Raw genomic sequence first — 14,450 nt, forward strand, 5'->3', positions numbered from 1 at the left:
CTCCCGCCCGCGTCGGCCCGCTGGCCCCTCACCGGTGCGGCCCCTCACCGGTGCGGGCCCCTCAGGCCCCTTGCCCCGGCGTGCAGCTCCCGTCCGCGTCGGCCCGCGGGCCCCTCACCGGCGCGGGCCCCTCAGGCCCCTTGCCCCGGCGCGCAGCTCCCGCCCTCGCACCCCGGCGGGCTGTGACTCCAGCCCCGGGACGGGTCGTACGTCCATCCGTCCGCCCGGCGGTACACCGCCTCGCCCCGCTCGTCGCGGCTCCACCGGCCCTCGCGCCATCGCGCGGCCGCCAGCGCCGCGCCCTTGGCCAGCCGCATCCCGGCGGGGCTGCTCAACCGGTGGGCGAGGGGCCGGTGTTCGCGCAGCGCCCACAGGACGACGACCCACGCGGCGGCGCCCCGGTAGACCTGGCCCCCGTCGCCCACGGCGGTGATGTCGTCGAGCGTGGCGGCGTGGTCGAGGCGGGGGTGACGGGCGCGGGCCTCGGCGGACCCGGCCGGGACCAGGTCCAGCGGCACCAACTGCGCCTGGCGGCCCAGCCAGTCGCGCACATGGGCGCACAGCGGGCACTCGGCGTCGTAGAGCACGGTGAGTCGGCGGACCGGGGCGCGCGCGGCGTCCCGGTCCTGGCCGGCGGGCCCGGCCGTCGGGTCCTTGCCCGGCCCCGGTGCCCCGGCGTTCACGCCTCCGCCCAGCCCTGCGGCTCGACCGGCGGTACCTGCTCGCGCTCCATCCGGCCCCGGCGCCTGATGCGGTTGAGGAAGTAGACGTTGCCGAGGTGCATCATGCCCAGCACCAGCAGCACCACCCCGAGCTTGGCCGACAGGTTCTCGAACATGCCCGCGTTGGTGGAGACGTCCCCGCTGGGGGTCGTGAACAGGGCGACCAGGCCGAGGTTGACCAGATAGAAGCCGACCACCAGCAGGCGGTTGACGGCGTCGGCGAGCTCCTCGTTCCCGCGGAGGACATCCGCGAGGAAGATGCGCCCGTTGCGGCTGAGTGTGCGGGCCACCCAGACGGTGAGCGCGATGCTGATGGCCAGGTAGATGGTGTACGTGACAACCACGCGGTCCATGGCCTCCCCCTTCTGAACGCGTTCAAAAAGCTGACAGGACTGACTGTAGACCTGGTTTTGAACGCGTTCAACGCGATAGTCCGGAGACCTGCGTCACGGTCGGTGTGCCGCCAACTCGGTGCATGACGAAGGGGTTTGCTCGGGAGTCAGGGGCCTGCGCCCCAGCTCCGGCCGCTTGGAGTAGTCCGTGAACCCGATGACGTTCCCCCACGGGTCGGCGATCTCCACCGTCCACCCCGTGGCCACCGGGAAGGGCTCGTCGAGCAGTGCGACCCCCGCGCCCCGCAGTGCCCGTGCCGCCGCCCGCACGTCCGGCACCTCCAGCCAGATCCGCGCGGAGGACCACGGCGGCGGCCGGTGCCCCAGCGCCTCCTCCTGCCGCAGCAGGATCCCGGGCGTCTCGCCCCCGGCCTTCAGCAGCGCGATCCCGGCCTCGTCGAACCGGAACCCCACCGTGAACCCGGCCCGCTCGTAGAACTCCACCGCCTCGCCGAGCCGCCCGACCGGCAGCAGTACGTTGTCGAACCCGAGCAGCTCGTAGGACTCGTCATCTGACATGGCATCACATTAGGTTCCTTGTCCCACCGGCCCGCCGGGAAGGCGCGGAAAACGCCGAGGGCCCTGCTCCGTACGGAGCAGGGCCCTCGGGCGTTTCCGGGCTCAGAAGCGGCGCGTGATCAGCGCCTTCTTCACCTCGGCGATCGCCTTGGTGACCTCGATGCCACGCGGGCAGGCGTCCGTGCAGTTGAAGGTCGTGCGGCAGCGCCACACGCCGTCCTTGTCGTTGAGGATCTCCAGCCGCTGCTCCCCGGCCTCGTCACGCGAGTCGAAGATGAAGCGGTGCGCGTTGACGATGGCCGCCGGTCCGAAGTACTGGCCGTCGTTCCAGAACACCGGGCAGGAGGAGGTGCAGGCGGCGCAGAGGATGCACTTCGTCGTGTCGTCGAAGCGCTCACGGTCCTCGGCCGTCTGAAGGCGCTCACGCGTCGGCTCGTTGGTGTCCTTCGTGATCAGGAAGGGCATCACGTCCCGGTACGCCTGGAAGAACGGCTCCATGTCCACGACCAGGTCCTTCAGGACCGTCAGGCCCTTGATGGGCTCGACCGTGATCGGCTTGTCCGGGTTGATGTCCTTGATCAGCGTCTTGCACGCCAGGCGGTTCTTGCCGTTGATCCGCATGGCGTCGGAGCCGCAGATGCCGTGCGCGCAGGAGCGGCGGAACGTCAGGGTGCCGTCCACGTCCCACTTGATCTTGTGGAGGCCGTCGAGGACGCGCTCCTTGGGGTCGATCTCCAGCTGGAAGTCTTCCCACGTCGCCTCGGCCGAGACCTCCGGGTTGAACCGGCGGACCCGGAAGGTGACCGTGATGTAGGGGGAGGCCGCGGAGTCCGCCTCGACCTTGTCCAGAACAGGGGTAGCCATCAGTACTTACGCTCCATCGGCTGGTAGCGGGTCTGGACGACGGGCTTGTAGTCGAGACGCACGGTCTCGGACCCGTCGGCGCCGACCTCGCGGTACGCCATGGTGTGGCGCATGAAGTTGACGTCGTCGCGGTTGGGGTAGTCCTCGCGGTAGTGACCGCCGCGGGACTCCTTGCGGGCCAGCGCGGAGACGGCCATGACCTCGGCGAGTTCGAGCAGGTTGCCCAGCTCGACGGCCTCCAGCAGGTCGGTGTTGAACCGCTTGCCCTTGTCCTGGATCGCCACGTTCTTGTAGCGCTCGCGCAGCTCGGCGATCTTCTCGACGGCCGTCTTGATCGTCTGCTCGGTGCGGAACACCATGACGTTGGCGTCCATGGTCTCCTGGAGCTCGCGGCGGAGGGTGGCCACCCGCTCGGTGCCCGTGGAGGTGCGCAGCCGCTCGATCTGCTCGACGACCAGCGACTCCGGGTTCTCCGGCAGCTCGACGAAGTCGGCCTTCTGGGAGTACTCGGCGGCGGCGATGCCCGCACGGCGGCCGAACACGTTGATGTCCAGCAGCGAGTTGGTGCCCAGACGGTTGGCGCCGTGGACCGACACGCACGCGACCTCGCCGGCCGCGTACAGGCCCGGGACGACGGTGGTGTTGTCCGACAGGACCTCACCCTCGACGTTCGTCGGGATGCCGCCCATGGCGTAGTGCGCGGTGGGCTGGATCGGGATCGGGTCCGTGTAGGGCTCGATACCGAGGTAGGTGCGCGCGAACTCCGTGATGTCCGGGAGCTTGGCGTCCAGCTGCTCCGGCGGCAGGTGCGTCAGGTCGAGGTAGACGTGGTCGCCCTCGGGACCGCAGCCGCGGCCCTCGCGGATCTCCGTGTAGATGGAGCGGGAGACGACGTCACGGGACGCGAGGTCCTTCATGACCGGCGCGTACTTCTCCATGAAGCGCTCGCCGTCCTTGTTGCGGAGGATGCCGCCCTCACCGCGGGCGCCCTCCGTCAGCAGGATGCCCATGCGCCAGATGCCGGTCGGATGGAACTGGAAGAACTCCATGTCCTCCAGCGGCAGACCGCGGCGGTAGCAGGCGGCCTGCCCGTCACCGGTCAGGGTGTGCGCGTTGGAGGTCACCTTGAAGAACTTGCCGGTGCCGCCGGAGGCGTAGATGACGGCCTTCGCCTGGAAGACGTGGATCTCACCGGTGGCCAGCTCGTACGCCACCACACCGGCCGACTTCTTGATGCCGTCGACCTCGGTGATCAGCTGGTCCAGGACGTAGAACTCGTTGAAGAACTCCACGCCCTCCTTGACGCAGTTCTGGTACAGCGTCTGGAGGATCATGTGGCCGGTGCGGTCGGCCGCGTAGCAGGACCGGCGGACCGGGGCCTCGCCGTGGTTGCGGGAGTGACCGCCGAAGCGGCGCTGGTCGATGGTGCCGTCCGGGGTCCGGTTGAACGGCAGGCCCATCTTCTCCAGGTCGAGGACGGCGTCGATGGCCTCCTTCGCCAGGATCTCGGCGGCGTCCTGGTCGACCAGGTAGTCACCGCCCTTGACCGTGTCGAAGGTGTGCCACTCCCAGTTGTCCTCCTCCACGTTGGCGAGCGCGGCGGCCATGCCGCCCTGCGCGGCGCCCGTGTGGGACCGGGTGGGGTAGAGCTTGGTCAGCACGGCGGTGCGGCTGCGCTTCGTCGACTCGATGGCGGCGCGCATACCGGCGCCGCCCGCGCCGACGATGACGGTGTCGTACTTGTGGATCTTCATCAGGTATTCCTCAGCCCCGTGCCTAGCGGATGTTCGGGTCGAAGGTGAAGATCACCAGCGTGCCCAGCAGGATGGTGAACACCGTGGCCGTGTAGAGCAGGCCCTTCAGCCACAGCCGGGTGTTCGCGCGCTCCGCGTAGTCGTTGATGACCGTGCGCAGGCCGTTGGCGCCGTGCAGCATGGCCAGCCAGAGCATCAGCAGGTCCCAGACCTGCCAGAAGGGGCTCGCCCAGCGGCCGGCCACGAAGGCGAAGCCGATCTTGGAGACACCGCCGTCCAGCACCAGCTGGATCAGCAGGTGGCCGATGACGAGGACGACCAGCACGATGCCGGACAGGCGCATGAAGAGCCAGGCCGCCATCTCGAAGTTGCCACGGGTGGACCGTGGGGTCTTCTTGGTCCGCTTGCGGGGGGCCTCGATGACCGGCGCGGGGTTGTCGACGCCGTAGACCGGCGCGCCCTCGACCGGACCGATGCCGGAAGCGTTGATTTCAGTCGTGGACATGCGCGTCAGCTCCCGAACACTTCACGAGCGGCGTGGCCGAGGACGGGGTAGACGGCACCCGCCATCAGGACGACCCAGAGACCCACGACGGTCCAGAGCAGCTGCTTCTGGTAGCGCGGGCCCTTCGACCAGAAGTCGACGGCGATGACGCGCAGACCGTTGAGCGCGTGGAACAGGATGGCGGCGACGAGGCCGTACTCCAGCAGCGCGACGATCGGCGTCTTGTACGTGGCTACGACCTCGTCGTAGTCCTCGGGGGAGACACGCACGAGAGCGGTGTCCAGGACGTGTACGAACAGGAAGAAGAAGATGAGGACGCCGGTGACTCGATGAGCCACCCAGGACCACATTCCTTCCCGGCCGCGGTACAGCGTTCCAGCCGGCACGGAAGACCCTCCGGGAGCGGGGACTAGGGCCGCGCCGGCTTCGGTTGTCGGTCGGGCCCGGCCGGGTACGGTCCACCGGCCCCCAGCATCGTAGCGACGCGTACGCGCTGGGCTCAGCGGGGGCCTACCTGTGTGATCAAAGTGGCACGCGGATGGGTGAGTATTCCGTGATGTGTGGGGGCTTGTGCCGCTATTTGCCGGATGCGGAATGTTTGCCGAGGTCAGCGCGTTGCGGCGCGGCTGCCCGTACGGAGGGCTCCCTGAGGGCGCTGATCAGCCGGCCCCTCGCCAGCCTGCGGAGTTCCTCCGCCGCCAGCACCCGCTCGTCCTCGGGATCGTTCGTCAATCGTGACCGGATGCCCTCCAGGAAACGGTCGAGCGTCTCCTCCGGCGGCGTGTCGCCCGTATAGATGACGAACGCGTGTCCGAATCGCGCCTCGTACGCCGTGCCGGCCGCGCTCAGCGCCGTGTGGGCCGCCTCGTACACGTCCTCCGGGAGGTCGGGCAGCGTCTCGTCGGCCAGGGCCTCGGCGAGGTCGTCGGGGGTGAGGTCGTAGGCGGCCTCGTCGGAGGCGGCCAGCAGCGAGTCGAGGTCCGGGTAGGGACGGTGGGCGGTGACCCGGTCGGCCCAGCGGAGGCTGCGCAGGCACATGAGGAGCGTGCGGCGGGCCTCGGCGGCGGGGACCGAGTTGAAGCGCTCCAGCGGGGACGGCTCGGCGCGGGTCTGCTCGGGAAGGAGACGAGTCACGTTTCGGCAGGGGAAGGTGTGGGAGATGTGCCGACACCGTATCGAGACCGGTCATCACCTGTCCGACGGATGCCCGAATTTCACCCGGAAGGGAGAGTTTCCGAACCTGTGGTGGACGAAGGGTTCGCCCGGCGGCCGTAGGTTGGGTCCGTGAGTCGGCACAGGCGCTCCCGCGCGAGGCGGTCGGGGCGAGCGGAACGGAAGGTGTGGTGGCGCGCGCTGCTGATCGGCGTGGCCGTCGTGGTCCTCGGCGTGGGCGTGGGGGTGTGGGCCTCCGGGGGCGACGACGACGCCTCCCCGCCCGCCGCCGCTCCGACCAGCAGCGGGGGAGACGGGAGTACGTCCCCCGGTCCCTCGCCGAGCCCGACCCGCAGCTACCCGCTGTCCGAGGCGCCACGCACCATCCCCGCCGTGCGGGAGCACACCCCCGCCCGCGGGCCCGGCTGGCGGCCGCGGAAGTCCTACCGGGTGGTGGCCGACGACGCCGGGCTGCGCGACGAGGCACGGCTGCTCGCCGGGGAGCTGGGACTGTCCTACGCCGGGGAGAGCCGGGACGTGCGCGCCGGGGACGTGCTGCTCGCGCTCAGCGGCGACGAGGGCGCGGACCCGGAGTCGTACAGCATGACCGTGCGCGACGGGCGGGTGACCATCAGCGGGCCCGACGACGCGGGCGTCTTCTACGGCACCCGGACGCTGAAGCAGGTGGTCCGCGGCGGCGGCACGGCTCCGGAGGGGGTCGTGCGCGACGAGCCCGCCAAGCCGGTGCGCGGACTGATGGTCGACACCGCCCGCAAGCACTTCTCCGCCCGGTGGATCGAGGACCGGGTGCGGGAGCTGGGCGATCTGAAGTTCAACCAGCTCGGGCTGCACTTCTCCGACGACCAGGGCTTCCGCATCGAGTCGGACACCCACCCGGAGATCGTCTCCCGGCAGCATCTGACCAAGGCCGAGGTCCGCCGGATCGTCGCCCTCGCCGCCAGCCGGCACATCACCGTCGTGCCCGAGATCGACTCGCCCGGGCATCTCGGCGCGGTCATCGACGCCCACCCCGGGCTGCAGCTGCGCGACGCGGCGGGCGCGCCCACGCGCGGCGCGGTCGACATCTCCGACCCCGACGCCGCCGAGATCCTCGACGACCTGTACGGCGAGTACGCGCAGCTGTTCCCCGGCGAGCCCTGGCACCTGGGCGGCGACGAGTACCAGGCGCTCACCAGGTCCGACCCCGAGGCGTCCTACCCGCAGCTCGCGACCGCCGCGCGCGAGGCCCACGGCCCCGGCGCGGGCGTCGCCGACCTCGCCACCGGTTGGCTCGACGACCGCGCCGACACGGCACGGACCCTCGGCCGCGCCCCGCGCGCGTGGAACGACGGCTTCTACCGCGGCACGTCCGTGAAGGCCGACGCCGACATCCAGGTCGCCTACTGGACCGGCAAGGAGATCGGCGCCCGCCCGCCCGCCGACTATCTGAGCGCCGGCCGCGAGGTGATCAACTACAACGACGAGTTCCTCTACTACGTCCTCGGTGAGCCGCAGACCTTCGTCTACCCCACCGGGGAGCGGATCTACGAGCAGTGGACCCCGCGCGTCCTGCGCGGCACCGAGGCCGTCCCGGCCCGCTACGACGCCCAGATCCTCGGCGGTTCGCTCGCCGTGTGGTGCGACCTGGCGGACTCGCAGACGGAGGCCCAGGTCGCCGCCGGCATCCGGATGCCGCTGCGGGCCACCGCCCAGAAGCTCTGGGACGCCGGCCGGCCGGCGCTGTCCTGGACGGAGTTCCGCGCCCTGGCGGACCGGGTGGACTGAGGACGGTCCGCGCCCCGAGCCCCGCACCACGAGCCCCCCGCCCCGCGCCCCGGGCCGCGCGCCTTCAGTCCCGCCGGACCGGCTGGGCGATGGGCGGCCGGCGCCCGGCCCGGGGCGGATTGTCCGATCCGCCTGCGCCGCTTCCCGGAGCTGTGATGTATTCGGCGCGAGCCTGCACACGACAGTCGGGGGGCCGGACATGGGCTACTGGGGGTACTTCGTCGTGGGCCGCGGCCCACGACCGCTGGGGGAGCTGCTGCCCGTCGAGGGGCTGCGGCCGCACGTCTCGGCACCGGACGACTGGCAGGTGTGGGAGTACCCGAGCGGCGAGGGCGACGTCGGCAGCATGAACGCGCTCGCCCGGGAGACCGAGGCACCGGCGCTGTTCGGGTACGTGATGGACAGCGACTGCGTGGTGATCGAGGCGGCGGCGCCGGAGAGCGGGGCGTGGTCGGCCTGTCTGGGGCGCGCGGCCATGGCCGGGTACCTCGGTCAGGACGGCCTGTCGGTGGAGGACTACTTCCTCGACCCCCGTGACGCCGCGGAGCGAGCGGCCGCCTGGGCCGCCGAGGCCGGGCGCACCGCCGACCCCGGCGTACTGCTCGACGTGTTCACCGCGGAGCCCGATCCCTTGGCCGAAAACCTCTTCTTCCGACTGCTCGACCGGCTCGGTGTGGTGCCCCTGTGACACAACCGGGCCGTTACGCGCAGAAAGGGAAAGTGCGGGCTCCGTGACGGATGGCGCCCCGTTCAGGGAGGCGTGCATGAGTCTGGTGGAACTGATCGCGCAGGCCGACGAGCGCGGACTGGCCGCCAGCGGGCTGGCTTGTTTGGATCGGTGCGTGCCGCTGCTCGGCGGCGACGACGAGCTGCTGCGCCCGCTGTGGGCCAGCCTCGCCGACGGCGCCGATCCGACCGTGTGGGGCGGCCTGCTGGACGAGGCGCGCGGGAAACTGGAGGCGTCCGGGAGCGTTCCCGACGAGGCCGCCACGCTCGCCCGGCGCATGCTGGAGGCCGCGCCCGCCGAGCGCTCGGCGGCCGAGGTACGGGTGTGGGCCGACGCCTGCTCCGTCGCCTCGCTCCAGATCCACCGGCTGCTGGACCCGGCCGAGAACTCCGCGGACTCGGTCGACGCGAGCCGCGCGGGCCGCACCGAGGGCGTGTCCCCGCTCGTCGAGGCCGAGCTGCGCCGCCAGGTCGCCGTTCTGGAGCTGCTCGCGGGGCACGGCACGGCAGGACTGCGGCGCGCCCTGGAGGTCTCCACGGAGGGCCGCCGGGTGCTGCGGGCGGTGGTGTCACGGCGCACCCGGCAGCAGGAGGGCTGAACTCTCACGGGCGGCGGATCCTGTGACCGGGGCGGGGCGGTCCTGCGCGGGTTGTGGGAACGCGCCCGGGGGGAGTGACGAAACCGCCCCTGACCTCGCTCTTGCCTATGTGACGACGACGACACCTCAGGAGACCAGGCCCCAGGCCGCCGCGAAGCCCGCCCGCTGGGCCGCCGACGCCGTGGCGACGATGCGGGAGGGCGCGCGGCTGCGCCTGGACTACTCGGCGCAGAGTCTGTGGCGCGTCGACCGGATGATCGAGGACCTGCGGCGCGAGGAGCCGCCGTTCGCCGCCTTCGAGGCCGTGCTGCGCGGGCTGGGGGCGTACGCGGGCGAGGTGATCGTCCGGCAGACCGGCGCCGAGTGGTGGGCGACCGGCAACGACCACTGGGTGCGCACCCCCGACGGCAAGCTGTGGGACCCGATAGACGAGGCCCGCCGCTGCTTCTCCGGCGTGGGCTCCCTGCGCCTGCTGTGCCGCGACGCGACCAGCGGCAGCCGCGTCGACGGGTTCTGAGGGCCCGGGGCCCTTCTGGCGGATCTCCGCGGCGTCGCGGTCGTGGACCGGCTCGGACCGGCCGGGGTCACCGTGCGGAGCCCCCGGCCGGTCCGGCGTCCCGGCCGTACGCCGTCAGGTTGCGGTACGGCGGGACCCCGGCGGCACCACCTGTCACACAGGTGCCACTTGTAGAGCGCACCGGTCCGGCGGAGCGTCACCGCGCCCCGCCGACGCGCGAGGACCCGAAAGGTTGCATGGGGGCGCCAAGCTTCTCGTGTGGGATGGCACACGCCTGCGACCCGTGATGTTCCCGGGGCCGCGCCCGCTGGATCGGACGGGGAACCGTCCGGAGTTCTCCGGAGGCGACGACGGAGGGGCGGGCTCATGGACACCTGGGACGGGCGTCTGCCGCGGGCCGCCGGTATGCGGCCGTACGCCGTGCGGTTCACCGCCCGGCTGACGGCGCGCCACCGGATACCGCTGGACTGGTCCGTGGCCAGCCTGCGGGTGGTGGACCGGCTGATCGACGGGCTGCGCAAGGGCGGCGCCGACGCCGACGCCGTCCGCGACACGCTCGCGGGACTCGGGGCGTACGTCGGCGAGGTGCTGGTGCGCCGGGCCGGCGGGGTGTGGGTCGACCTCGACGCCGACCAGCGCGCCTGGTTCGCGCAGCCGGTCGGGGTGCGGCTGCCCGACGGCCGGGTCTGGAACCCGCTCGGCAAGGTCCGCAACCGCTTCGAGACGGGCGGCCCGGAGGAGTCCCTCCAGACCTTCTATCTGACCCTGCACGGCCGGGCCCGGCGGACGGCTGCGTAGACACGGGTGGGGGACTGTGACACTTCCGTGAGGCGCGGCGCTGTTGAGACGGGGGCGTCGGCACCGACGGAGTGTGCCGAACGGCGGGAACCCGCAGGCGAACCGGTGCGAACGAGGACGGTTTTGGGCCAGGGAGGGGAACCCCGGCGCGCGCAGGCGTACGACGGGGAGCTGGGCGCGGCGGTCGCACGGGCGCAGGACGGCGACGAGGCCGCTTTCGCGGTCGCGTACCGGCTGGTGCAGCCGGGACTGCTCGGGTATCTGCGCGGACTCGTCGGCGACGACGCCGAGGACGTGGCGTCCGACGCCTGGCTGGAGATCGCCCGGGATCTCGGGCGGTTCAAGGGCGACGGGGCGGGCTTCCGCGGCTGGACGGCCACGATCGCCCGGCACCGGGCCCTGGACCATCTGCGCCGGCTGCGGGTGCGCCCGCGGGGCTCGGCGCTGGAGCAGGACATGCTGGAGCTCCCGGGGCCGCACAGCACCCACGAGCAGGCCCTGGAGTCGCTCTCCACGGAGCGGGCCCTGGAACTGGTCCGGTCGCTGCCGCGCGACCAGGCCGAGGCGGTACTGCTGCGGGTCGTGGTGGGACTGGACGGCCCGGCGGCCGCCCGGGTCCTCGGCAAGCGCCCCGGCGCGGTGCGGACGGCCGCCCACCGGGGCCTGAAGCGCCTGGCGCGGCAGCTGGGTGTGACGGATGAGGCTTCCCGGACGCTGGGGGAGTCGAAATGAACGACGACGGCGACAGACCGTCGGACAGGCTGACAGGCCGGACAGGCCGAACGGAAACGGATGCGGACATGGGTGAGCGGCTGAACGAAGGGGCAGCACCCGATCACCGGCACCACCACGCCGGCGGTCGCCGCACCCCCGAGCCGCCGCCCGCCGACACGTTCCACGCCCCCGCCCTGGAGGCCTTCCTCGCCGACGCGCTGCGGCGGACCGTGCCGGACGCCGAGGCCGAGCAGCGGGCCGTGGCCGCGTTCCTCGAGGCACGGGAGGCCGGGGAGCACCGGGCGCGCACCCGGCGGCGCGACGACTGGCGGCCGCGCCACGCGCGTGCCGCGCGACCGGTGCGCTCCACGTTCGCCGTGCTGCTGGCCGGCCTCACCCTCGGCGGCGTCGCCTACGCGGCCGTCGGCGGCGACACCGGGCCCGACGACACGGCCGAGGGGCCGCAGTCCCCGTCCAGGAGCGCCTCCGACCAGCCGGGCGCCTCCGCCTCCACCGGCGGCCCGTCCCAGGGGCAGGGCCCCGACGGCCGCCCGACGGCCGCCCAGGACACCGAGGCGCACTGCCGGTCCTTCGAGCGGGTCACCGAACGCGGCAACGCGCTGGACGCGACCGCCTGGCAGCGCATGGTGCGGGCGGCCGGCGGCGAGGACCGCGTCCCGGCCTACTGCGCGGAGGTCCTGCGCGCCGCCGGTTCCACGGCCTCCCCGGACTCCGGGCAGGGCAACCGGAACGGCGAGGACAAAGGCCAGGGCGTCGACGGCAACAACGGCCAGGCCACCGGGCAGGGCGGCGGCCAGGGCGGCGGCCCGGACGGCGGCCGGAACGACGCCAACCGCACCGAGGAGCCGGCCGGCCGGAGCAACGACTCCGGCAACACCGCGAACGGCACCGCGAACGGCACCGAGGGCGGCACCGACAAGAACCCGTGACCGTGACCCGCCGGGGCCGCGAGGCCGGTGACGGAGGCGGGCATCGCGCGGTACCGGACCAACACGCACAGGAACGCCCCGGCGCATCGCGTCCGGGGCGTTCCTGTGCGTGCCCGCGGGGCGGGCGGTGCGGAGCCGAAGGCAACGGCCGGGGCCGCCACCCCCCACAGGAGAGGCCCCGGCCGTCGCGCGGACGGGCCGCGCGGCGGCCCGTACTTCCTTCAGCGCCGCGGCCGCGATTTGTGTCACACCCCGCACTCGTCCACCGCGTCACGAGTTAGTTGCATCTTGTACGTGTCTTCTACATGCATGGACGGGGAGCGGTTTCAGGCCGTAACGTGCCTTTCGCGTCGGACTGCCTGGGCTGTGTTTCCCCAGGGGCCCGGCGCACGACCGGATCGGTGCGCAAAAGGGGCGCGGTGCTGGGGGACGACGCGGAGCTGACCGCCGCGGTGCTTGCGGCACAGGCCGGGGACGAGACCGCGTTCCGGACTGTGTACCGCACGGTGCACCCGCGGCTGCTCGGATACGTCCGGACGCTCGTCGGCGAGCCCGACGCCGAGGACGTCGCCTCCGAGACCTGGCTCCAGATAGCCCGCGACCTCGACCGGTTCGACGGCGACGCCGACCGGTTCCGCGGCTGGGCCGCACGGATAGCCCGCAACCGTGCCCTGGACCACATACGCATGCGCGGCCGGCGCCCCGCCATCGGCGGCGACGAGACCGAACTGACCGGCAAGCCCGCCGAGTCCGACACCGCGGGAGAGGCCATCGAGGCCCTGGCCACCGGCCGCACGCTCTCCCTGATCGCCCGTCTCCCGCAGGACCAGGCCGAGGCCGTCGTCCTGCGCGTGGTCGTCGGCCTCGACGCCAAGTCCGCCGCGGAGACCCTCGGCAAGCGGGCCGGAGCCGTCCGCACGGCCGCGCACCGCGGACTGAAACGGCTTGCCGAACTCCTCGGCGAGGATCCGGAATCCACGGGGGCGCTCGACGCCATGCCCGCGCAGCGAGAACCGCACGGCCGGAGGGTGACGTCCGCGAGTGTGACGCATACGCGTCCGCGGACGCAGAGGGACATGTGATGGCCGACGAGCAGTACGGGTGGCTGGACCGCGAAACGGCGGAGCGATTGCTGCGCGGAGAGCCACTGGACGCTGTCGACGCCGATGCGCGTGCGCAGGCCGAGCGACTGGCCGACGCCCTGGGCGCACTGTCCTCGGAGCCCGCCCCGACCAGCACCGAACTCCCCGGCGAGGCCGCCGCGTTGGCCGCGTTCCGCAGTGCGCGCGCCGGCCGTCCGGCCGTCCTCGCCGAGCACGCCGACGCCTCCTCCGCCCCCCGTCGCGCGGGCGGCGCGGGCACTCCCGACGCCGGGCTGTTCCGGCTCGGTGCCTCCCGGCGCGCGCCCGGCGGCCACCGCTGGGTCCGCCCGCTGCGCTACGCCCTGGCCGCCTCGCTCGCCGTCGGCATGGTCGGCGGGGTGGCCTTGGCGGCCGGAACCGGAGTGCTGCCCACGCCCTTCGACGACGCCGAACCCGGCCCCGCCTCCTCGGTCTCCACGGCCGCGCCCCCGCGGCTGCCGACGGTCACCCCGTCGCCGGACGCCTTGGGCGGCACGGCGCGGCCCGAGACGTCCGGCGAGCCCGGCGGAGCGGGCCGGGACGTCGCCGGAGGCGGCGGCCGTACGCCCGGAGGCCGCAACGGCCTCGCCCCGGACGCCCGTGAGGGCACCGGCCGCGGTCTGCGGAACGCCGCCTCCGCCTGCCGGGCGGTGCGTGACGGGCGGCACCTCGCGGCCGACCGCAGGCGGGCTCTGGAGGGTGCCGCGGGCGGCTCCGGACGGGTGTGGTCCTACTGCAAGGGCCTCCTCGCCGAACTCGACAGCCCCGCGCACCGGGGTGGCCAGGACGGCGACGACCAGGGCGGCGCCGGGAGCGGCAAGGCGGGGCGGGGGGCGGAGAAGGGCCGGAGCGGCGACGGTGACTCCGACTCCGACGAGGGCGGCGGCGATCGCCATCGGGGTGGGCATGAGCGGGGCCGTGGGGGCGGTGACCGTGGCGGTGGTGACCAGGGGCGTGGTCATGGCGGTGACGGCGGTGACCGTGGTGACAGCGACGGCGACGATGGCGGTGACCGTGGCGACGGCGACCATGGCGGTGACCGTGGCGATGGCGACCATGGCGACCGGGGTCGCGGCGAGCGGGGCCGTGAGGGGCGGGGCTAGGTCCAGCGCCGTTGGTGGATGCGGGGCCGGGGCGGGCTGGTCGCGCAGTTCCCCGCGCCCCTTTCAGGCGGGTGTTCTTCGCGGCGTCGGGACGATGCTGTCGTCTTGCGCGGTTCCCCGCGCCCCTTTTCGGGCGGGTGTTCTTCGCGGCGTCGGGATGGTGCTGTCACAGGTGTGGCTCTGACCTGCGGTTTTGTTGGGGGTCTGAGAATTCTCGGCTCAGGTGTGA

General features: G+C 72.9%; 17 protein-coding genes. 9 read left to right on the forward strand and 8 right to left on the reverse strand.

Translation table 11 applies throughout. The features are described 5' to 3' along the window. Nucleotides 1–131: 131 nt before the first annotated feature. The 8 genes from ACFYR0_RS00505 to ACFYR0_RS00540 form a co-directional block, all read right to left on the reverse strand. Entirely contained in the window at nt 132–683 is a 552-nt protein-coding gene (locus ACFYR0_RS00505; RefSeq protein ID WP_389319962.1) for a thiol-disulfide oxidoreductase DCC family protein, read from the reverse strand. After that, a complete protein-coding gene (locus ACFYR0_RS00510) occupies nt 680–1,075 on the reverse strand; it encodes a hypothetical protein (RefSeq protein ID WP_389319964.1) in 396 nt (131 codons plus the stop codon). Before ACFYR0_RS00510 ends, ACFYR0_RS00505 begins: the two co-directional genes overlap by 4 nt. Before the next feature lie 93 nt (nt 1,076–1,168). Next, nucleotides 1,169–1,633 carry a VOC family protein gene (locus tag ACFYR0_RS00515; RefSeq protein ID WP_389319967.1) on the reverse strand — a complete coding sequence of 155 codons (465 nt, stop codon included), beginning with the start codon at nt 1,631–1,633 and terminating at the stop codon, nt 1,169–1,171. A gap of 102 nt (nt 1,634–1,735) precedes the next feature. Next, entirely contained in the window at nt 1,736–2,497 is a 762-nt protein-coding gene (locus ACFYR0_RS00520; protein WP_389319969.1) for a succinate dehydrogenase iron-sulfur subunit, read from the reverse strand. Further along, nucleotides 2,497–4,251 (reverse strand): succinate dehydrogenase flavoprotein subunit, encoded by a 1,755-nt coding sequence (gene sdhA, locus ACFYR0_RS00525; protein ID WP_389319972.1) that lies wholly within the window; start codon nt 4,249–4,251, stop codon nt 2,497–2,499. The genes ACFYR0_RS00520 and sdhA overlap by 1 nt, the downstream gene beginning before the upstream one ends. A 22-nt stretch (nt 4,252–4,273) precedes the next feature. Beyond that, entirely contained in the window at nt 4,274–4,756 is a 483-nt protein-coding gene (locus ACFYR0_RS00530; RefSeq protein WP_389319975.1) for a succinate dehydrogenase hydrophobic membrane anchor subunit, read from the reverse strand. A gap of 5 nt (nt 4,757–4,761) precedes the next feature. Continuing rightward, nucleotides 4,762–5,142: a succinate dehydrogenase, cytochrome b556 subunit gene (sdhC, locus tag ACFYR0_RS00535; protein WP_389319978.1), complete on the reverse strand. Its 381-nt coding sequence runs from the start codon at nt 5,140–5,142 to the stop codon at nt 4,762–4,764. Nucleotides 5,143–5,332: 190 nt separating this feature from the next. Further along, nucleotides 5,333–5,890 (reverse strand): 2-oxo-4-hydroxy-4-carboxy-5-ureidoimidazoline decarboxylase, encoded by a 558-nt coding sequence (locus tag ACFYR0_RS00540; RefSeq protein ID WP_389319981.1) that lies wholly within the window; start codon nt 5,888–5,890, stop codon nt 5,333–5,335. Between the two features lie 204 nt (nt 5,891–6,094). Between ACFYR0_RS00540 and ACFYR0_RS00545 the strand changes: the two genes are divergently transcribed. The 9 genes from ACFYR0_RS00545 (at nt 6,095) to ACFYR0_RS00585 (ending at nt 14,221) form a co-directional block, all read left to right on the forward strand. Then, nucleotides 6,095–7,693: a glycoside hydrolase family 20 protein gene (locus ACFYR0_RS00545; RefSeq protein WP_389321066.1), complete on the forward strand. Its 1,599-nt coding sequence runs from the start codon at nt 6,095–6,097 to the stop codon at nt 7,691–7,693. Nucleotides 7,694–7,892: 199 nt separating this feature from the next. After that, a complete protein-coding gene (locus ACFYR0_RS00550; RefSeq protein ID WP_389319984.1) occupies nt 7,893–8,381 on the forward strand; it encodes a hypothetical protein in 489 nt (162 codons plus the stop codon). A gap of 76 nt (nt 8,382–8,457) precedes the next feature. Continuing rightward, nucleotides 8,458–9,018, forward strand: a complete 561-nt coding sequence (locus ACFYR0_RS00555; RefSeq protein WP_389319987.1) for a hypothetical protein — start codon at nt 8,458–8,460, stop codon at nt 9,016–9,018. A 109-nt stretch (nt 9,019–9,127) separates the two neighbouring features. After that, the gene (locus ACFYR0_RS00560) at nt 9,128–9,535 is read left to right on the forward strand and encodes a hypothetical protein (RefSeq protein WP_389319990.1); all 408 of its coding nucleotides are present in this window, start codon (nt 9,128–9,130) and stop codon (nt 9,533–9,535) included. A gap of 366 nt (nt 9,536–9,901) precedes the next feature. Beyond that, entirely contained in the window at nt 9,902–10,333 is a 432-nt protein-coding gene (locus ACFYR0_RS00565) for a hypothetical protein (protein ID WP_389319993.1), read from the forward strand. 123 nt (nt 10,334–10,456) lie between these two features. Then, nucleotides 10,457–11,065 (forward strand): RNA polymerase sigma factor, encoded by a 609-nt coding sequence (locus ACFYR0_RS00570; protein WP_386377467.1) that lies wholly within the window; start codon nt 10,457–10,459, stop codon nt 11,063–11,065. A 68-nt stretch (nt 11,066–11,133) separates the two neighbouring features. Then, nucleotides 11,134–11,997, forward strand: a complete 864-nt coding sequence (locus ACFYR0_RS00575) for a hypothetical protein (protein WP_389319996.1) — start codon at nt 11,134–11,136, stop codon at nt 11,995–11,997. A gap of 419 nt (nt 11,998–12,416) precedes the next feature. Beyond that, on the forward strand, nt 12,417–13,079 hold the full coding sequence (locus ACFYR0_RS00580; protein ID WP_389319999.1) for an RNA polymerase sigma factor: 663 nt from the start codon (nt 12,417–12,419) through the stop codon (nt 13,077–13,079). After that, nucleotides 13,079–14,221 carry a hypothetical protein gene (locus ACFYR0_RS00585; RefSeq protein ID WP_389320002.1) on the forward strand — a complete coding sequence of 381 codons (1,143 nt, stop codon included), beginning with the start codon at nt 13,079–13,081 and terminating at the stop codon, nt 14,219–14,221. Before ACFYR0_RS00580 ends, ACFYR0_RS00585 begins: the two co-directional genes overlap by 1 nt. Nucleotides 14,222–14,450: the final 229 nt, after the last annotated feature.

Source organism: Streptomyces sp. NPDC005017, assembly GCF_042873115.1.
Classification (GTDB): domain Bacteria; phylum Actinomycetota; class Actinomycetes; order Streptomycetales; family Streptomycetaceae; genus Streptomyces.